19 protein-coding genes are annotated in these 17,511 nt (G+C 69.5%); 11 read left to right on the top strand and 8 right to left on the bottom strand.

What is annotated here, in order from left to right:
* Nucleotides 1–25 precede the first annotated feature (25 nt).
* The 5 genes from ACODRX_RS10290 to metC are packed head-to-tail and all read left to right on the top strand — an operon-like array spanning nt 26 to nt 4,251.
* Nucleotides 26–775 carry an ABC transporter permease subunit gene (locus tag ACODRX_RS10290; RefSeq protein ID WP_488871393.1) on the top strand — a complete coding sequence of 250 codons (750 nt, stop codon included), beginning with the start codon at nt 26–28 and terminating at the stop codon, nt 773–775.
* Entirely contained in the window at nt 765–1,565 is an 801-nt protein-coding gene (locus ACODRX_RS10295; RefSeq protein WP_488871394.1) for an amino acid ABC transporter permease, read from the top strand. Before ACODRX_RS10290 ends, ACODRX_RS10295 begins: the two co-directional genes overlap by 11 nt.
* Nucleotides 1,552–2,409, top strand: a complete 858-nt coding sequence (locus ACODRX_RS10300; protein ID WP_488871395.1) for an amino acid ABC transporter ATP-binding protein — start codon at nt 1,552–1,554, stop codon at nt 2,407–2,409. Before ACODRX_RS10295 ends, ACODRX_RS10300 begins: the two co-directional genes overlap by 14 nt.
* 16 nt (nt 2,410–2,425) lie before the next feature.
* Nucleotides 2,426–3,043 (top strand): cysteine dioxygenase family protein, encoded by a 618-nt coding sequence (locus ACODRX_RS10305; protein ID WP_488871396.1) that lies wholly within the window; start codon nt 2,426–2,428, stop codon nt 3,041–3,043.
* Nucleotides 3,040–4,251, top strand: coding sequence for a cystathionine beta-lyase (gene metC / locus ACODRX_RS10310; RefSeq protein ID WP_488871397.1), 1,212 nt, complete (start codon nt 3,040–3,042; stop codon nt 4,249–4,251). The genes ACODRX_RS10305 and metC overlap by 4 nt, the downstream gene beginning before the upstream one ends.
* A 12-nt stretch (nt 4,252–4,263) precedes the next feature.
* Here metC and ACODRX_RS10315 read toward each other — a convergent pair whose 3' ends face one another.
* On the bottom strand, nt 4,264–5,361 hold the full coding sequence (locus ACODRX_RS10315; protein ID WP_488871398.1) for a hypothetical protein: 1,098 nt from the start codon (nt 5,359–5,361) through the stop codon (nt 4,264–4,266).
* A gap of 90 nt (nt 5,362–5,451) precedes the next feature.
* Nucleotides 5,452–6,837, bottom strand: coding sequence for a DNA repair protein RadA (gene radA / locus ACODRX_RS10320; protein WP_488871399.1), 1,386 nt, complete (start codon nt 6,835–6,837; stop codon nt 5,452–5,454).
* Nucleotides 6,838–7,009: 172 nt separating this feature from the next.
* Between radA and ACODRX_RS10325 the strand changes: the two genes are divergently transcribed.
* Nucleotides 7,010–7,630, top strand: a complete 621-nt coding sequence (locus ACODRX_RS10325; RefSeq protein WP_488871400.1) for a glutathione S-transferase family protein — start codon at nt 7,010–7,012, stop codon at nt 7,628–7,630.
* A gap of 97 nt (nt 7,631–7,727) precedes the next feature.
* A complete protein-coding gene (locus ACODRX_RS10330; protein WP_488871455.1) occupies nt 7,728–8,660 on the top strand; it encodes a Bug family tripartite tricarboxylate transporter substrate binding protein in 933 nt (310 codons plus the stop codon).
* On the opposite strand, the gene ACODRX_RS10335 is transcribed toward ACODRX_RS10330, so the two are convergent.
* Nucleotides 8,648–10,090, bottom strand: coding sequence for an aminotransferase-like domain-containing protein (locus ACODRX_RS10335; RefSeq protein ID WP_488871401.1), 1,443 nt, complete (start codon nt 10,088–10,090; stop codon nt 8,648–8,650). The genes ACODRX_RS10330 and ACODRX_RS10335 overlap by 13 nt on opposite strands.
* A gap of 133 nt (nt 10,091–10,223) precedes the next feature.
* On the opposite strand from ACODRX_RS10335, the gene ACODRX_RS10340 reads away from it, so the two are divergent.
* From ACODRX_RS10340 to ACODRX_RS10355, 4 genes are all read left to right on the top strand, one after another.
* Nucleotides 10,224–11,513: a hydroxymethylglutaryl-CoA reductase, degradative gene (locus ACODRX_RS10340; RefSeq protein WP_488871402.1), complete on the top strand. Its 1,290-nt coding sequence runs from the start codon at nt 10,224–10,226 to the stop codon at nt 11,511–11,513.
* Nucleotides 11,514–11,624: 111 nt separating this feature from the next.
* Nucleotides 11,625–12,065 (top strand): hypothetical protein, encoded by a 441-nt coding sequence (locus ACODRX_RS10345; RefSeq protein ID WP_488871403.1) that lies wholly within the window; start codon nt 11,625–11,627, stop codon nt 12,063–12,065.
* Nucleotides 12,066–12,086: 21 nt separating this feature from the next.
* Nucleotides 12,087–12,209 carry a hypothetical protein gene (locus tag ACODRX_RS10350; protein WP_488871404.1) on the top strand — a complete coding sequence of 41 codons (123 nt, stop codon included), beginning with the start codon at nt 12,087–12,089 and terminating at the stop codon, nt 12,207–12,209.
* A gap of 177 nt (nt 12,210–12,386) precedes the next feature.
* The gene (locus tag ACODRX_RS10355) at nt 12,387–13,739 is read left to right on the top strand and encodes a tripartite tricarboxylate transporter permease (RefSeq protein ID WP_488871405.1); all 1,353 of its coding nucleotides are present in this window, start codon (nt 12,387–12,389) and stop codon (nt 13,737–13,739) included.
* A gap of 314 nt (nt 13,740–14,053) precedes the next feature.
* Here the strand turns inward: ACODRX_RS10355 and ACODRX_RS10360 are convergent, their stop codons facing one another.
* From ACODRX_RS10360 to ACODRX_RS10380, 5 genes are all read right to left on the bottom strand, one after another.
* Complete coding sequence (locus tag ACODRX_RS10360; protein WP_488871406.1) at nt 14,054–14,866, bottom strand: substrate-binding domain-containing protein; 813 nt, start codon at nt 14,864–14,866, stop codon at nt 14,054–14,056.
* A 119-nt stretch (nt 14,867–14,985) separates the two neighbouring features.
* Nucleotides 14,986–15,288 (bottom strand): type II toxin-antitoxin system RelE/ParE family toxin, encoded by a 303-nt coding sequence (locus tag ACODRX_RS10365; protein WP_488871407.1) that lies wholly within the window; start codon nt 15,286–15,288, stop codon nt 14,986–14,988.
* Nucleotides 15,285–15,572, bottom strand: a complete 288-nt coding sequence (locus tag ACODRX_RS10370; RefSeq protein WP_488871408.1) for a YlcI/YnfO family protein — start codon at nt 15,570–15,572, stop codon at nt 15,285–15,287. Before ACODRX_RS10370 ends, ACODRX_RS10365 begins: the two co-directional genes overlap by 4 nt.
* 71 nt (nt 15,573–15,643) lie before the next feature.
* On the bottom strand, nt 15,644–16,504 hold the full coding sequence (locus ACODRX_RS10375; protein WP_488871409.1) for an isocitrate lyase/PEP mutase family protein: 861 nt from the start codon (nt 16,502–16,504) through the stop codon (nt 15,644–15,646).
* Nucleotides 16,505–16,517: 13 nt separating this feature from the next.
* The gene (locus ACODRX_RS10380; protein WP_488871410.1) at nt 16,518–17,495 is read right to left on the bottom strand and encodes a Bug family tripartite tricarboxylate transporter substrate binding protein; all 978 of its coding nucleotides are present in this window, start codon (nt 17,493–17,495) and stop codon (nt 16,518–16,520) included.
* Nucleotides 17,496–17,511: the final 16 nt, after the last annotated feature.

Genomic DNA, 17,511 nt, shown 5'->3' on the forward strand with positions numbered 1-17,511 from the left:
GGCACGCACGGGAAGGCTGGGCGCCATGACCCAGAATGTGCTGACCCAGGCCGTGGACGCATTGCGCCCGCTGGGATTGAACTATGCCTTCGTGCTGGACGCGGGCGAGCGCCAGTCATTCGTGCGTGGCATGTGGGTGACGGTGCAGCTGTGCCTGTGGACGATTCCGGCCAGCCTCGCCGCTGGCGTGCTGCTGGCGGCGGCGCTGACATCGCAGCGCGCATGGCTGCGCGCGCCGGCCCGCGCCTGCGTCGAGTTCACACGCAACACGCCCACGCTGGTGCAGCTGTACTGTGCGTTCCTGGTGCTCAACATGCTCATCACGCAGCAGCTGCGCGACTGGGGTGCGGGCAACAACCCGCTCACGCCCTTCGTATGGGTGGTGGTGGTCGTATCGCTGCACAAGAGCGTATTCCATGCCGAGGCGCTGCGCGCAGGCCTGGAGGCGGTGCCAGCCACCACGCTGGAGGCAGCGCGCTCGCTGGGCTTTTCGCGACGGCAGCTGCTGGCGCGCGTACAGCTGCCGCTGGCTGCGCGCTTTGCGCTGCCCGCGCTGGTCAACAACCTGGTCGACCTGGTGAAGATGACCGCCGTGGCCTCGGCCATTGCGGTGGGCGACGTGACCTATGAATCAATCATGATCTGGTCGCAGCGCGACAACGTGCTGGAGCTGCTGCTGCTGATCCTGCTGTGGTTCGGCCTGCTGACCTGGATAGTCAGCCACGCCGGCCGCTGGCTGGAACGCCAATGGAGGATGCCCGGCTATGGCCAATGACGCTGCACTCAACCCCGGGGCAAGCACCCCGGCCGCCGCGCGCCTGCCCTGGCTGCACATCGGCATCGCAGCGGCCGTCTTGCCGGCCGCCGCCTGGCTGTGGCGCGATACGCCCACGGCCGTGTCGCACCTGTGGGCCTGGTCGCCCGCGCTGCTGCGCGGGCTGGGGGTGAACATCGGCATCAGCCTGCTGGCCATGGCGGTAGGCACCGCCGCGGGCCTGGTGCTGGGCGCGCTGGCGCTATCGCCCGTGGCGGCGCTGCGCCACCTGGTGCGCAGCTACGTGCAGGTGTTTCGCAACGCGCCGGTGCTGGTGCTGGTCTATTTCACGACCTATGTGTTCCCGTTCGAGCTGCCGCTGGCCGGGCATACCCTGCCCTTCCCCGACTGGCTCAAGGTGGTACTGGGCCTGGCGCTGCCCGCCAGCGCCATCGTGGCGGAGGTCTTTCGCGGCGCGATCCAGTCGATTCCCGCCGCGCAGTGGGAAGCAGCGCAATCGCTGGCCTTCAGGCGGCGCCAGATATTCCGGTTGATCGTGCTGCCGCAATGCCTGCGCCGCATGCTGCCGCCGTGGATGAACCTGTACGCCAGCATCACCATGAGCACCTCACTGGCCTCGCTGGTAGGCGTGCACGACGTGGTGGACACCGCGCAGATCGCCAGCAACACGGTGGCGCGCACGGATTTCACCATCCTGGTGTACTTCACATTGCTGGCGCTGTTTTTCGCCTATTGCTACCCGATCGCCCGCGCCACGCGCGCCCTGGAGCGCAAACATGAACGCCACTGACGCCTTTTTCTCATCCATCGCCGCCCCCGGCAACCCGGGCGAAGCCGCGCTGCAGCCGCTGGTCGAGCTGCGTGGCATCCACCTGTCATTCGGCGCCAACGAGGTGCTCCAGGGCATCGACGTGCAGGTCGGCCGGGGCCAGGCGGTGTCCATCATCGGGCCCTCGGGCTCGGGCAAGTCGACCATCCTGCGCTGCATCACCGGGCTGCTGCGGCCGCAGCGGGGCAGCATCCACGTGGACGGCACCCGGGTAGACCAGCTCAGGACCGAATCCGAGCTGATCGCACTGCGCAAGCGCGTGGGCTTCGTATTCCAGCAGTACAACCTGTTTCCGCACCTGACGGTGCTGGAGAACCTGGTGATCGCACCCACCCATGTGGCCGGGCGCAGCCGAGCCGAGGCAGAGCGCACCGCCCGTGCGCTGCTGGAGCGCGTGCGCCTGCCGCACAAGGAAAAGGCCTACCCCGGCGAGCTCTCGGGCGGCCAGCAGCAGCGGGTGGCCATCGCCCGCGCGCTGGCGATGCGGCCGGAGCTGATCCTGTTCGACGAGGTGACCTCGGCGCTCGATCCCGAGACGGTAGGCGAGGTACTGCTGGTGATCCGCGAGCTGGTGCGCGAAGGCATGGCTTGCGTGCTGGTCACCCATGAGATGCGCTTTGCCGAGGAAGTGAGCGACCATGTCTACTTCACCGAGGCGGGCCGCATCGTCGAGCACGGCGCGGCGGCGCAGATCTTTCGTGCGCCGCGCAGCGAACGCACACGCGGCTTCCTGCAGCGCGCGCTGGGCGAGCGGCCGGCCCCGGCGACCCATTCCATCCACGATGCGCCATCCGTGGCGCCCTGAAACCAGGAGTCTCGCAATGACCACATCCCTCACCGCAGAACGCCGCCAGGCCGTTGATGCCGCGCTGGCCGACGTGCGCCAGCTGATCGGCGCCGACAGCCCCAGCCGAAAAACGCTGGCCGCAGTCACCGCGCGGCTGGAGCAGCTGGCCGCGCGCCGGGAGCTGTTCAGCCGCGCCGACTTTCCGCCGCCCGCGGCGACGGCCGGCGTGGGCGCCTCCACACGCTACCGGCTCAACCCCGACGACGGCGATGCCGCCCTGGCGCTGTACCTGAACTCGATCAACCCTGGCAAGAGCACCGCGCCGCACAACCACACCACCTGGGCGGTGATCGTGGCCGTGGAGGGCCGGGAGCTCAACCGCATCTACGAACGTACCGACGACCGCAGCGACCCTGGCCGCGCCGCCATCCACGTGGCGCGCGAGCACACCGTGCAGCCGGGTGCGCCCATCGCGTTCCTGCCCGACGACATCCACAGCATCCACGTGGTGGGCGACACGCCAACCCTGCATTTCCACCTGTACGGCCAGCCGTTGGAGACGCTGACCGGGCGCGTTGCCATCGACCCCGACACCGGCGAGATCAAGAACTACAACGCCGCCTACTTCCGCGCCAGCGAGGCCGTGGCATGAGCACATCCCATTGCGCCGCCCCGACCACGCGGCTGCTGCATGCGGGCGCGCCCGCAACGCGCGACGGCTCCGGCCCGGTGAACGTGCCCGTGGTGCGCACCAGCACCGTGCGCTTCGACAGCTGCGCCACGCTGGAGGACTACCACCACCGCCGTGCCGCCGGCGAGCGCCTGGCCTCATACGGGCGCCATGGGCTGGACACCCACCGCGCGCTGGAAGACGCGGTGCTCGCCCTCGAAGGCGGGCACCGTGCCTTTCTCGCGCCCTCGGGCCTGGCCGCAATCACGCTGGTGCTCGTTGCCCTGCTCTCGCCCGGCGACCATGCGCTGGTGGCCGACAGCGTGTATTCGCCGGTGCGCCGCGTCGACACCACGCTGCTGCAGCGCCTGGGCATTGCCGTCGAATATTTTTCGCCGTCGCGCGATGACCTCGCAGCCAAGATCCGGCCCAACACCAGGCTCGTCTACCTGGAGTCGCCCAGCTCGCTGCTGTATGAGGTGCTGGACCTGCCCGCGCTCGCCGCGGCAGCGCATGCACGCGGCATCCCCGTCGCCACCGACAACACCTGGAGCGGCGGCTGGTTCCACCAGCCGCTCAAGCTCGGAGCCAACATCTCCATCCAGGCCGCGACCAAGTACATCGCCGGGCATTCGGACCTGATGCAAGGCATCGTGGTGGCCGACACGCCCAAGCTGGCAGCCCGGATAGCCACCGCCTACGAGGCGCTCGGCCTCACGGTGGGCGCGGACGACGCCTACCTCGCGCTGCGCGGCCTGCGCACCCTGCCGGTGCGGCTGGCGCAGCACCAGCGCCATGCCACCCAAGTGGCCGAGTGGCTGCAGGCGCAGCCGCAGGTGCAGCGCGTGTTCTATCCCGCCCTTGCCTCCGATCCCGGCCACGCACTGTGGCGGCGCGACTTCAGCGGCGCCAGCGGCCTGGTGTCGTTCGCCTTCGCCGATGGCGTGGATGCGCGCACCGCCCAGGCTTTCGTCGATGCGCTGCGCTGGTTCGCCATCGGCGCCTCTTGGGGCGGCTACGAAAGCCTGGCCCTGCTCGCCGCACCCGAGCGCCTGCGCGAGCATAGCGCGTGGACCGGAACCCAGCCCGTGGTGCGCCTGCATATCGGACTGGAAGACCCGGCAGACCTGATCGCCGACCTGGGGCAAGCCTTCGCCAGCACGGTCATCGGCCAACGGCTAGTGGCTTGAGCACAAGCTGAATCAGCGCGGAAACACCGCCGCGCGCGCCGCCGCGTGCGGCAGCACGCAGGCCACATCGTGGGCGCAGCCGGGCACCACCGCCAGCGTGCGCGGCCGCGCCGGGCGCAGCACTGCCTGCTCGTAGGCCAGGTAGGCCAGCCCGCGTTGCAGGCGGTAGGGGCCCTGGAGCATGGCCGCGCAGGATTTGTCGAGCACCCGGTAGGCCGTGCCCCGCGCCGAGCCGCTGTCGAGCGCGCCCTCCAGGTAGGCCACATCCGCTGCAGCATAGCGCTGGCGCGCCTGCTGCGCGCCGCGACCCAGGATGGCGGGCAGCGCGCCAGTGCCGTATTTCCAGTCGTCGTAGCCGCGGCAGGCCGCTTTCGCGGTGGGCGCGGCAAAGGCAAAGCTGCACGGCGTTTGCCCCTGCGCATCCACGCTGCATGCCTGCCAGTCGGCCGGCTGCCCCTGCACCAGCGGCTGCGGGCGCACCGGGTCGAAATACAGCCAGCTGCTGGGGTCGGCAACCACATAGCGCAGGCGCAGGCCGGCCGGCGGCTGCGCCGCAAAGCCGATGCTGCGCTGAACCAGCTGCGCGCCGGCGGAAAACCCGGCCAGCGTGGCCTCCTGCAGATCAGGCCATTGGCGCTTGAGCTCGGCCAGCAGCGCATCCAGCGCCGCGATGGCGCTGATGCCATGCTCGCCCGCCGATGCCAGCCCGGCGGGCCAGCTGCCGCAGCTCCAGAGCGCATCGCCGGGCTGCGCCTGCGGGGTGTCCGGAGTCCGGCAGCGCGCGGACCGCGATGCCGGCACCTGGAACAGCGGCGCGATGACCACCGTCTGCCCCAGCCGGCCCGCGCGCTCGGCCGCCAGCAGGCCGGCCTGGAAGCTGTGCCCGGCATCGCGCGAATGGCCGTGCATCACGATGAGCGCGCTGCGCGGCCCGGGCTGCGCGGTGGCGCCGGGTGGGCGCGACGCATAGTAGTGCAGCTGCCCCGCGCCGCCCGGCAGCTGCATGGCCATGAAGCAGGCGGCCGCGGCCTCGCGGCTGCAGTCCGGGGCGTCGGTTTGCGGGGCCTGGGGGGTTGCAGCACCACAGCTACCCAGCCATGCGCTCAGCACAGCCGCAGCCCAGGTACTGGCACGAAAGAAAGCAGGCCGTATCATCACTACCTCCACCCGGCGGATGTTCGCATGCCGCCGGCCCGCCCATCATGCCAGACCGCGCACCACCTGCATCGCTTCGTCCACCCGCTCCACCGCGTGGATGGCGAGGCCTTCGATGGGCTTCTTCGGCGCATTGGCCTTGGGCACCACGGCCACGGTGAAGCCGAGCTTGGCGGCCTCCTTCAGCCGCTCCTGCCCACGCGGCGCGGGCCGCACCTCGCCGGCCAGGCCCACTTCGCCGAAGGCGATGAAGCCCTTGGGCAGGGCCTTGCCGCGCAGGCTGCTGGTGATGGACAACATCACCGCCAGGTCGGCCGCCGGCTCGCTGATGCGCACGCCGCCCACCGCGTTGACGAACACGTCCTGGTCGGCGCAGGCCACGCCCGCATGGCGGTGCAGCACGGCCAGCAGCATGGCCAGGCGGTCGCGGTCCAGCCCCACCGACAGGCGGCGCGGGCTGGGGCCGCCGGCATCGACCAGGGCCTGCACCTCGACCAGCAGCGGGCGCGAGCCTTCGAGCGTGACCAGCACGCAGCTGCCCGGCACCGGCTCGGCATGCTGGCTCAGAAAGATCGCGCTGGGATTGGAGACGCCCTTGAGGCCCTTTTCCGTCATCGCGAACACGCCGATCTCGTTGACCGCGCCAAAGCGGTTCTTGATCGCCCGCACCAGGCGGAAGCTGCTGTGCGTGTCGCCCTCGAAGTACAGCACCGTGTCGACCATGTGCTCGAGCACGCGCGGGCCGGCCAGCGCACCCTCCTTGGTCACGTGGCCCACCAGCACCACCGCGATGCCGGTGCTCTTGGCCATGCGCGTGAGGTGGGCCGCGCATTCGCGCACCTGGGCCACCGAGCCGGGCGCGGAGCTGAGCTGGTCGGAGTACATGGTCTGGATCGAGTCGATCACCACCACCGCCGGCTGCGTGCCATCGCAGGTGGCGAGGATTTTTTCGAGCTGGATCTCGGCCAGCACATTGACCTGGCTGCCCTCGATGCCCAGCCGGCGCGAGCGCAGCGCCACCTGCGAGCCGCTTTCCTCGCCGGTCACGTACAGCGCGGGCAGGCCCTGGCGCTGCAGCGCATCCACCGCCTGCAGCAGCAGCGTGGACTTGCCGATGCCCGGATCGCCGCCGATCAGCACCACGCCGCCCTCGACCACGCCGCCGCCGAGCACGCGGTCCAGCTCGTCGATGCCGCAGGGCGTGCGGGCCACGTCGCTGGCCTCGATGGCCGCCAGCGGCACCACCGCCTGCGCCTGGCCCGCATAGCCGGCATAGCTGGCCTGGCTCAGGCGGTTCTTGCCGCCGCCCGCGGGCTCGGGAAGCGACTCGATCAGCGTGTTCCAGGCGCCACAGGCCGGGCATTTGCCCAGCCAGCGCGGGCTGGTGCCACCGCATTCGGTGCAGGTGTAGATGGTTTTTTCCTTGGCCATGGGCAGAAGATGGGCGCGATCGGCAGAATGCAAAGCGGCTATGGTACCCGCCGCGACTGCGCCGCCGGCGCAGTCGTGCCACAATCCATGGCCATGCACGGATTATCAAAATTGATAGCTTTACGCATAAAACCCTATTGGCTTTGAATCGGATTTCATTCAAAAAAGGAGATTGGGCATGTCCACCACGCTCTACTATGTGCCCGGCACCTGCGCGCAGGCCGTGCTGATCGCGCTGTACGAGGCCGGCGCCGAGTTCGCGCTCAAGACACTGGACTTCGCCGCCGCCGAGCAGCGCAGCCCCGCCTACCTGGCCGTCAATCCCAAGGGCCGGGTGCCCGCGCTGGTCACGCCGCGCGGCGTGCTGACCGAGGTGCCGGCGCTGCTGCTGTATGTGGCGCAGACCTATCCGCAGGCCCGGCTGGCGCCGCTCGATGATCCGTTCGCGCTGGCGCAGCTGCAGGAATTCAACGCCTACCTGGCCTCCACCGTGCACATCGCCCATGCCCACCGCCCGCGCGCCGCGCGCTGGGCCGACGACGAGGCCGCCCAGGCCGCGATGCGCGCCAAGGTGCCGCAAAACATGCGCGAATGCTTTGGCGTGATCGAGAACCACTACCTCGGCGACGGGCCCTGGGTGATGGGCGAGCAGTACTCCGTGGCCGACGGCTACCTCTACACCATCGCCGGCTGGCTCAAGAGCGACGGCGTGGACATCGCCGAATTCCCCCGCGTGGCCGCGCACTCGGCCCGCATGCGCGAGCGTGCGGCGGTGCAACGGCTGGCTGCCTGAAAGGCCGGCCATGAACCTCCACCCCATGCCCGCTTGCACGCCCAGGCCCGCCCGGCCTGCGATCTCGCGCCGCCAGGCCGGGGCAGCGCTGGCGCTGATGCTGGCGTTTGCCAGGGCCGGGGCGCAGACCCCGGCCGCCGGCAGCTGGCCCGCCAGGCCCATCGTCTTCGTGGTGCCGCAAAACCCCGGCGGCGCCAACGACGTGATTGCCCGGGCGGTAGCGCAAGGGCTGGGCAATTCGCTGGGCCAGCCTGTGGTGGTGGAAAACCGGCCGGGCGCCAACGGCAACCTCGGCACCGGCCAGGTCGCGCGCAGCACACCCGACGGGTACACCTTCCTGGTCACGGCGCAAAGCGCCCACACCATCAACCCGGCGCTGTACGCCAGGGTGCCGTTCGACCCGATCAAGGACTTCACCCCCATCATGCAGCTGGCGGTGGCGCCCTACCTGCTGGTGGTCAACCCGGCCTTTGCGGCCAGGAACCTGGACGAGCTGGTCGCCTATGCCAAGGCCCATCCCGGCAAGGTGGAGTACGCATCGGCGGGCAACGGCACGCTCAACCACCTGCTCGGCGAGATGCTGAAGAAACAGCGCTCGGTGCAGTTGCTGCACGTGCCCTACAAGGGCGCCTCCGCCGCGGCCACCGACGTGGTGGCCGGCCAAGTACCCATGACCTTCGGCAGCTTTCCGGGCGTGATGCCCTTCGTGCTCAGCGGCAAGCTGCGCGTGCTGGGCGTCGCATCGGACAAGCCCACCGCGCTGGCGCCGCAGATCCCGCCGCTGGGCAAGGACATGGCGGTCACCTCATGGTACGGCCTGTTCGCCCCCGCGGGCACGCCTGCGCCCATCGTCGACAAGCTGCACGATGCCATCGCCAAGGTCATGGCCAGCCCCACCATGCAGGAGCGCCTCAGGAACCTGGGCGCCGAGCCGGTGGCCTCCACGCCCCAGAGCTTCCGGGCGGCGCTGCCTGGCGAGCTGGCCCACTGGAAGCAGGTGGTGCAGGACTCGGGCGCTCACATCGACTGACGCACGCCCGCCGGGCCCAGCGCGCCGCTGGCCTCGATCGCCGCACCGAAGCGCGGATCCAGCATCGCGCCCACGTTGCAGCGCGACCAGCGCGAGCTGGCCGCCGCGTCGAGGCTGAACACGCGCCCCGGCGCCATCGTCACCTTGTGCGGCAGCAGCCGCTCGGCCAGCTGCACCGAATCCGCCGCGCCGGGGAAGGCCGCCCACAGGTACAGCGACTGCTCGCTGCGCGCGAACACCTCGCAGCCATGCGCATCCATCCATGCCAGGGCCTGGCCGGTGGCCTTGCCCAGCCGCTGGCGCAGGCGCACCAGGTGGCGCTCGTAGTGGCCTTCGCGCAGCATCACGTCCACCATGCGCTCGCAGTATTCCGAGCCGCTCACATGGATCAGCGTGCGCAGGTCGGCCAGGTCGCTGGCCAGCGCGGCATTGCAGGCGACGAAGCCCACCCGCAGCGCCGCCGAGAACGACTTGGAAAAACTGCCGACATAGATGCTGCGCTCCAGCTGGTCGAGCACCGACAGGCGCATGGAAGAAGTGGGCTTGAAGTCCGCCAGCGGATCGTTCTCCACCAGCAGCAGGTCGTGGCGCGTGGCCAGCTGCAGCACGCGGTAGGCCTTGGCGGCGCCGATGTCCGAGCCGGTGGGGTTGTGCGCCAGCGACTGGGTGAAGAACAGCCGGGGCCGCTCGGCGAGCAGCAGCTGCTCCAGCACCGCCGTGTCGGGGCCGTCGGGCAGGCGCGGCACGCCCAGTACGCGCGCGCCGGCCAGCCGCAGCTTGCCGAACAGCAGGTAGTAGCCCGGATCGTCGACCAGCACCGTGGCGCCGGGCGGCACGAAGTAGCGGATGATGAGATCGAGCGCTTCGTTGGCGCCTTGCGTCAGCACCAGCTGCGCGGGCGTGACGCCCAGCCCGAAGACGCCGAGCTTGCGCACCAGGCTGTCGCGCAGCGGCGCATAGCCGAAGCGGCTGCCGTAGCGAAACAGTGAGCCGAGCCCGGTGCGCACCACCTTCTGGTGGTAGCGGTCCATGCGCATGTCGGCCAGCCAGTCCAGCGGCGGAAAGCCGTCGCCCACCGCGACCGCGTCGGGCTGGGTCTTGAGCTGCTCGCGCATGAGCCAGACCACATCCATTGCGCGATGCAGCTGGCCAGCCTCGTCATCGGCGGCCCGGGGGGCGCTGGCATCCTGGTTGGCGGCCTGGTGCGCCACGTAAAAGCCCGAGCCGCGGCGCGACTCCACCAGCCCGCGCGAGACCAGCAGGTCGAAGGCCGCGACCACCGTGTTCTTCGCGTAGCTGTGCAATTGCGCCAGCTCGCGCAGCGAGGGCAGCTTGTCCCCCGGGCGGTAGGCCCCATCGGCGATCTGCCGGCCGATCAGGTCCGCCAGTTTCTGGGCAATCGGCGCCCGGCGCCTGCTGCTGCCTGCCATGTCCGTCTCCTGTGCGGCCGCTGCATGCGAATGCTGCATTGCAATACCGCTGTCCCCCCAAACTGTACCTGTATTCAACGGTACAGTTTAGGTACATTCGCGGCCAAGCATCCCACTTTACCCAGGAGTTTCCATGGCCGCCGATTCCCGCCTTCCCCAATTCCGCGCCCTCAACCCGTCCCAGCGCTGGGACTTCGTGGCCGATGCCTGTGGCCTCTCGCCTGAGGAGCGCGCCCTGCTCGTGCAGCCCGGCGCCCTGCCCGTGGCCCTGGCCGACGGCATGATCGAGAACGTGATCGGTACCTTCGAGCTGCCCCTGGGCGTGGCCGGCAACTTCCGCGTCAATGGCCGCGACGTGCTGGTGCCGCTGGCGGTAGAGGAGCCCTCGATCATCGCTGCCGCCTCGTACATGGCCAAGCTGGCGCGCGAGGACGGGGGCTTCCAGACTTCGAGCACCCTGCCGCTAATGCGCGCACAAGTCCAGGTGATTGGCCTGAGCGACCCCTACGGCGCCCGGCTGACGCTGTTCCAGGCCCGCGACGAGATCCTGGCGCTGGCCAACAGCCGCGACAAGGTGCTGATCGGCCTGGGCGGCGGCTGCAAGGACATCGAAGTCCATGTCTTCCCCGACTCGCCGCGCGGCCCCATGCTGGTGATGCACCTGGTGGTCGACGTGCGCGACGCCATGGGCGCCAACACGGTGAACACCATGGCCGAATCGGTGTCGCCGCTGGTCGAGAAGCTCACCGGCGGCTCGGTGCGCCTGCGCATCCTGTCCAACCTGGCCGATCTGCGCCTGGCCCGCGCCCGCGTGCGCCTGACGGCCAAGACCCTGGCCACCGCCGAGCGCAGCGGCGAGGAGATCATCGAGGGCGTGCTCGACGCCTACACCTTCGCCGCCATCGACCCCTACCGCGCCGCCACCCACAACAAGGGCATCATGAACGGCATCGACCCGGTCATCGTCGCCACCGGCAACGACTGGCGCGCGGTGGAGGCCGGCGCCCATGCCTACGCCAGCCGGGGCGGCCGCTACACCTCGCTGACCCATTGGGAGAAGGACCGCAGCGGCGCCCTGGTGGGCACCATCGAGCTGCCCATGCCCGTGGGCCTGGTGGGCGGCGCCACCAAGACGCACCCGCTGGCGCGCCTGGCGCTGAAGATCATGGACGTGAAGTCGGCCCAGGAGCTGGGCGAGATCGCCGCCGCCGTGGGCCTGGCGCAGAACCTGGGCGCGCTGCGCGCGCTGGCCACCGAAGGCATACAGCGCGGCCACATGGCCCTGCATGCCCGCAACATCGCCCTGGTGGCGGGCGCGGTGGGCGAAGAGGTGGAGCTGGTCGCCAAGCGGCTCGCCGCCGAGCACGACGTGCGCACCGACCGTGCGCTCGAAGTGCTGCGCGAGCTGCGCGGCCAGGCCTGAGCGCCCCCGCCCCTACCGCACACCACCGTGCCGGCCGCGCCCCCGCCGGGCGCGGCCGGCGGCGCTTTTTCTTTTTCCCCTATCCATATACCCCATCAAGGAGACCCTGCCATGGCACCCGCACAGCCACCCACGCCGGCCCAGTTGGCCGAAGTCTGGGGCGACACCGTCGACCTGCGCCACCTGGCCTGGTCCATCGCCACCGGCATAGGCATCAGCGTGCTGGGCTTTTACCTGGCCAGCCGCTGGCTGCGCTCGGTGGTCGAATCGCCGCAGCTCGCCCATGCCTACGCCATGCTCGCGGGCCTCGCCGGCTGCCTGATCGCCGGCCTGGTCTGCGCGCGCGCCTTCCCGCCGAAGCGCGAGGTGACGGAGATGGACGTATCGACCGACCCCGCCTGGCGCGCCGAGGTACTGAGCGAGCTGGAGCAGCAGCCCGGCGGCCTGGGCTCAGTGGCCGACCTGCCGCCCGCCGTGGTGCAGGAGTTGCGCGAGCTGCGGCTCTATGACCTGTTCGCCAGCCCCGGCGCCGCCGGCCGCGACGGCCGCTAACCCCCTCTGGAGCGCATTCGAATGGACCCCATCTTGATCGAACAGATCGGCGTTGCCGCGGGCATGGGCCTGATCGGCGCCGTGGTCTTCGCCGCCATCGGCCTGGTTCAGAACGTGTTTACGATCTTTGCGGCACCGCGTTGAATGCGCAATCGGGATGAGTGCGAGTCGATGTGGCGCAGCGTGCACTCGTGTGCACGCAAGCCGCAGCGCGAAGCAATCGCCCGATTGCGCCCCAACCCATAGGGCCAGGGCCTTTGCGGGCGGTCTGCGGCGTTGCGAATCCTCGCAATAGCCGAGCTATTGCTGCGGTATCGCGCCTTGCATCCCATCCCGCAAAGACCCTGGCGCGGCGCCGCAAAGATCGTAAGCACGTTCTCAGGCACCGATGAAACCACCACGCTCGCGCCGCTGACGCTTCTGGTCGTGCTGCTGGGCGTGCCGCCCGCGGGCGTGTTCACCTTCTTCCTGGCCGGCGCGGTGGCCAAGCACATGACGCATGCCATCCCCACCGCGCTGCTCGGCATCCCCGGCGACACGCTGGCCACGCCGCTGCTGCAGGACGCCGACCTGCTGCGCAAGCTCGGCGTGCCGCACATCGCGCTGCGCAAGATGATCTCGGGCGCCATCGTGGCGGCCTTCGTGGCCGTGCCGCTGGCGGTGCTGTTCGCGGTGATGCTGGCGCCGTTCGGCACGGCCATCACCAGGACGGCGCCGTGGATCTTCCTGGCTGCGGCGCTGCTGATCGCCTACTTCTCCAAGGGCCGCTGGGCCGCCGTGGCGCTGCTGGTGCCGTTCGTGGTCGTCATCCTGGCGCTGCAGGCGCTGACGGCCAAGTACGACACCAAGCTCAGCATCAGCTACTTCCTTGGCATCGCCATCGGGCCGCTGATCGCCGACCTGTTCTCGGTGCTGGCGCCGGCCGGCCGCGCCCGCATGGCGCGCGAGCGGGGCCGCCAGTTCAACCTGGCGCCCGACGTCAAGGGCTGGTCGGGCTACTTTCCCAATCCGCTGAAGGTGCTGGACCGCACCCAGGCCCGCTGGACGCTGGCCACCGCCGCCATCTCCAGCGCCACCTTCGTGTTCAGCCCCGTGGCCATGACCGTGGTGCTGGGCGAGCTGGTGGGCTCGCGCATCAAGCATGCCTACCACCGCCTGACCACGGTGCTGAGCGCGCGCAACGGCGTGACCGAGGCCACCTACATCGCCGAGGCGCTGATCCCGCTGATCGCCTTCGGCCTGCCGCTGAGCCCCGTGGCCGCGGGCCCGGCCGCGCCGCTGTTCAATGCGCCGCCGCGCTTCACGGTCGATGCCGCGACCGGCCAGACGCACAACCTGCACAACCTGTTGAGCCACTGGGAGTTCCTGGGCTATGGCATGCTGGCCGTGCTGCTGGCGGCGGCCGTGTCCTACCCCTTCGCGATGAACTTCGCGCGCCGCGCCGCGCTGTTCGTCTCGCGCAAGGTCAGCCACGAGGCCATCATCGCCACCTTCGTCGGCCTGATCATCGTGATCAGCGTCTGGGAAGGCGGCCTGCTCGGCCTGCTGGTGATCCTGACCATGGGCCTGCTCGGCGGCCTGCTGTCGCGCTTTTTCGGCTTCAACACCGGCGTGCAGTTCATGGGCTACTACACGGCGGTACTGAGCGTGCCGGCGCTGGTCAAGCTGTTCTAAGAACCTGTTCACGATCTCTACGATGCCGCGCCAGTGCATTTGCGGGCGCCCGGCTAGGGGATGGGATGCAAGGCGCGATACCGCAGCAATAGCCCAGCTATTGCGAGGATTCGCGCGGCCGGCGAGGCAACGCCGCAGACCGCCCGCAAATACACTGGCCCTAAGGGTTGGGACGCAATCGGGCGATTGCTTCGCGCTGCGTCTTGCATGCACACCAGTGCATGCTGCGCCACATCGACTCGCACTCATCCCGATTGCGTCTGCAACGCGGCTGCGTAGAGATCGTGAACAGGTTCTAAGGCCGAGCCCAGGCCTCAGGGCTTGGGCGCAATCACCTCCAGCCCCGTCTTCTCTATCACCGGCCTGGCCACGGCCGACTGGTAGAAACGCAGCAGCGCGCGGGCACCCTCGGGGTTCCGCGCCTTGGCGGCGATGCCGGCCGAGAACACCGCGTAGCTCTGCACCGAATCGGGCAGGCGCCCCACGAAGCTGATGCCAGGGATCGGCAGCAGCTCGCTCACCTGCTGCAGACCCAGCGCCGCATCGCCGCGCGCCACGATGGTGCCCACGCGGTCGCCCACTACCTTTTTGCTCTTGGGCAGCACCTGGGCCTCGATGCCAAGCTGCTTGAGCATCTTCGTTTCATAGAAAGTGCCGCTGGCGCTGGCCGAATAGGCGATCGACGGCGCCGCGAGCAGCACCTGCCTGAACTTGGCCTCGGTGCCGATGTCGGGCACGGGCGCGCCCGCGCGCACCGCCAGGCCGATGGACGAGCGCACCAGGTCCACCTCGCTGCCGCGCAGCACCTGGCCCTGGGCCACGAGCTGGTCGAGCGCGCCGCGCTCCAGCACCACCACGTCTATGGCCTCGCCGCGCTCCAGCCGGTGCGGGATCGAGGTGGTGGACGCGCCCATCGACGAGCCGTAGGCCGACTCGACCTTGGCGCCGGTCTGCTGCTCGAACAGCGGGAACAGGCGCTGGTGCGCCTCGGCAAAACCGCCCGAGGTCACCAGGCGTATGGGCTGCTCCGTTGGCGGCGCCTTGGACGGCCCCGCGCAGCCGGCGACGAGCGCCGCGGCGGCCAGCAGCAGCGCGCGGCGCGCCAGGGTGAAAGACGCAGGACGCATGGGTGTCTCCTCGGTATGCCCGGCCCGACCGCAGGCCGCCGGCCCGTCGATTGTGCATGAGGCATCGCCAAGCGGACACCGTCGAGCCGTAATGCAATGGGTACACGCGGGCAGCCGCTTCAGTGGAAATCCGCTTCCCGCTGGTGGCGCACCGCCAGCACCGTGACGATGTGGCCGGGCTCGATCTCAAACAGCGCCACATGGCCCGTGGCGACGGCTTCGCGCAGGTAGGGATTGCCGGGCCCGGCCTTGCGGCAGGTGTAGGGAAAGCGCTCCAGCAGCTGGATGCCCTGCGCTATGCCATCCAGCGCACGCTCGGCCACGGAAGTGTCCCCATCGGATGGCTGCTCCACGAGGTAGTCGTACAGGCGCAGCAGATCGGCTTCGGCTTCTTCGGTAAAACGAACCGTGTGCAGGATCATGCCTTGCCGCCACGGGCCCGGGCCTGGTCGCGGACCGTATGCAGCCGTGCCTGCAGCTTGCCCAGCACGTCTGCCACAGCAATGTAATGGCCGCGTTGGCGCGCCTGGTCGCGCGAGGCGAGGCCGCGCGCAATGAAGTCGGCCTGTGCCTTGCGCAGCGCCACCTGTTCGCGCACTGCATTTTCAACGAACTCCGACAGGCTTTCTCCGTCGTGCAGCACGCTCTCGGTGTCCGGGCGCAATTGCGGATGAACCCGAAGAGAAGGGAAGGATGCAGTTTTCATGGGCGATTTGCGTTGCATTTGCAGCGCATGGAAGCGTACTCCACCGAAAAACTGCAGTCCGCACGAGGTAGTCAGGTGTAGCGCTTCTCCAGTGCATCCCAGGCGGGCTTGCCCACCAGGCGCTGGCGCTCGGCAAACGGCGCCACCAGGCCGCTGGCCTCCTGCACCTCCTTGGTATCGCGCAGCACGGTCAGCGCCTTTTGCATGCCGGCCACCGCGCCCTGCAGCGCGGCATTGGCGTAGAGCACGATGCCGTAGCCCAGCTCGCCCAGCTGGTCGGCATTGAAGATCGGCGTCTTGCCGCCGATCACCATGTTCATCAGCTGCGGCTGGGGCAGCAGCCGGGGCAGCGCACGCACCTCCTCCTCCTTGGTCACCGCCTCGACGAAGAGGATGTCGGCGCCCGCTTCGGCGAATTTCTGGGCGCGCTCCACCGCGGCCTCGAAGCCATGGGTGGCGGCCGCGTCGGTGCGGGCCATCACCAGGAAGTCGCTGTCGCGCCGCGCATCGACCGCGGCCTTGATCTTGCTCACCGCCTCGTCGGCCGAGATGACTTCCTTGCCCGAGAAGTGGCCGCAGCGCTTGGGCGCGACCTGGTCCTCGAGCTGGATGCAGTCGGCGCCGGCGCGCTCCAGCACGCGCACCGTGTGGTAGACGTTGAGTGCATTGCCGAAGCCGGTGTCGGCGTCGACCAGCAGCGGCACATTCACCGTGTCGCGGATGCGGGCCGTGTGGTCGGCGATCTCGGCCAGGCCCATGAAGCCCTGGTCGGGCATGCCGAACCACATGTTGGTCACGCCGGCGCCGGTCACGTAGATGGCTTCGAAGCCCAGGTCTTCGATGACCTTGGCGGACAGCGCATTAAACGCGCCGGGCACGAGCACGCCACGGCGGGCCTCGACCAGTTTTCTGAGTTGCTGTTTGGTATTCATGGCAAGGATTCCATCAATCGAGAGTGATATGGGCGTTCTTGATCACCGGCCCCCACTTGGCGCGCTCCTGCGCGATGAACTGGCCGTAGGCCGCGGGCGTGCCGCCGACGACGATGCCGCCGCTGCCTTCGATCATCTGGCGGATGCCGGGCTGCCTGAGCGCCTCGTTCACCGCCTGGTTGAGCCTGGCAACCACCGCATCGGGGGTATCGGCCGGCGCGATCATGCCCAGCCAGTTATACGACTCGAAGCCCTGGATGCCGGCCTCGTCCAGCGTGGGCACCTCGGGCAGCACTTTCACGCGCTGCCGGCTGGAGACGGCCAGCGCCTTGATCTTGCCGGCCTGTATGGACGGCAGCGCCGAGTAGCCCATCTCGAACATGAAGGCCAGGTGCCCGCCCATCAGGTCGGCCGCGGCCGGCGCACCGCCCTTATAGGGCACGTGCGTCATCTCGGTCTTGGTCTGGAAAGCCAGCAGCTCGCCCGACAGGTGGTGCGCGCCGCCCACGCCCGAGGAGCCATAGCTGAGCTTGCCGGGGTTGGCGCGGGCATAGTCCACCAGCTCCCGGACGGTCTTGAAGTTCTGGTTCGGCGCGATGGTGAGGAACAGCGGCGCCTGCTCGATGAGGATGATGGGCTTGAACGCCTTCTCGGCGTCGTAGGGCATCTTCTTCATCAGCATGGGATTGGTGACCAGCGGGCCCGGCGAGCCGAAGCCGAAGGTATGGCCGTCGCCGGCCTTGGCGATCGCGTCGGTGCCGGTGACGCCGCCGGCACCGCCGCGGTTGTCCACGATCACCGGCTGGCCCAGGGCCTTGCCCAGCGCATCGGCGATCTTGCGGGCGCGGGTGTCGGCGAAGCCGCCGGCGGCATAGGGCACGATGAGCTTGACGGGCTTGCTCGGCCAGGCGTCCTGCGCGCGCAGGGGCGCGGCGGCGCAGGCGGCGGCCAGCGCGGCGAATGCGATCAGGGTGCGGCGGGCGGTGTTCATACGGTCTCCTTGCAGG

The sequence above is a fragment of the Comamonas sp. FG99 genome (genome assembly GCF_057808605.1).

Bases quoted from the DNA above. Each gene is read 5' to 3' on its own strand.
- ACODRX_RS10335 (WP_488871401.1), bottom strand. From the start codon at position 10,090: ATGGCAGGCAGCAGCAGGCGCCGGGCGCCGATTGCCCAGAAACTGGCG.
- ACODRX_RS10370 (WP_488871408.1), bottom strand. From the start codon at position 15,572: ATGAAAACTGCATCCTTCCCTTCTCTTCGGGTTCATCCGCAATTGCGC.
- ACODRX_RS10305 (WP_488871396.1), top strand. From the start codon at position 2,426: ATGACCACATCCCTCACCGCAGAACGCCGCCAGGCCGTTGATGCCGCG.
- radA (WP_488871399.1), bottom strand. From the start codon at position 6,837: ATGGCCAAGGAAAAAACCATCTACACCTGCACCGAATGCGGTGGCACC.
- ACODRX_RS10380 (WP_488871410.1), bottom strand. From the start codon at position 17,495: ATGAACACCGCCCGCCGCACCCTGATCGCATTCGCCGCGCTGGCCGCC.
- ACODRX_RS10365 (WP_488871407.1), bottom strand. From the start codon at position 15,288: ATGATCCTGCACACGGTTCGTTTTACCGAAGAAGCCGAAGCCGATCTG.
- ACODRX_RS10375 (WP_488871409.1), bottom strand. From the start codon at position 16,504: ATGAATACCAAACAGCAACTCAGAAAACTGGTCGAGGCCCGCCGTGGC.
- ACODRX_RS10300 (WP_488871395.1), top strand. From the start codon at position 1,552: ATGAACGCCACTGACGCCTTTTTCTCATCCATCGCCGCCCCCGGCAAC.
- metC (WP_488871397.1), top strand. From the start codon at position 3,040: ATGAGCACATCCCATTGCGCCGCCCCGACCACGCGGCTGCTGCATGCG.
- ACODRX_RS10290 (WP_488871393.1), top strand. From the start codon at position 26: ATGACCCAGAATGTGCTGACCCAGGCCGTGGACGCATTGCGCCCGCTG.
- ACODRX_RS10350 (WP_488871404.1), top strand. From the start codon at position 12,087: ATGGACCCCATCTTGATCGAACAGATCGGCGTTGCCGCGGGCATGGGC.
- ACODRX_RS10330 (WP_488871455.1), top strand. From the start codon at position 7,728: ATGCTGGCGTTTGCCAGGGCCGGGGCGCAGACCCCGGCCGCCGGCAGC.
- ACODRX_RS10345 (WP_488871403.1), top strand. From the start codon at position 11,625: ATGGCACCCGCACAGCCACCCACGCCGGCCCAGTTGGCCGAAGTCTGG.
- ACODRX_RS10360 (WP_488871406.1), bottom strand. From the start codon at position 14,866: ATGCGTCCTGCGTCTTTCACCCTGGCGCGCCGCGCGCTGCTGCTGGCC.
- ACODRX_RS10340 (WP_488871402.1), top strand. From the start codon at position 10,224: ATGGCCGCCGATTCCCGCCTTCCCCAATTCCGCGCCCTCAACCCGTCC.
- ACODRX_RS10295 (WP_488871394.1), top strand. From the start codon at position 765: ATGGCCAATGACGCTGCACTCAACCCCGGGGCAAGCACCCCGGCCGCC.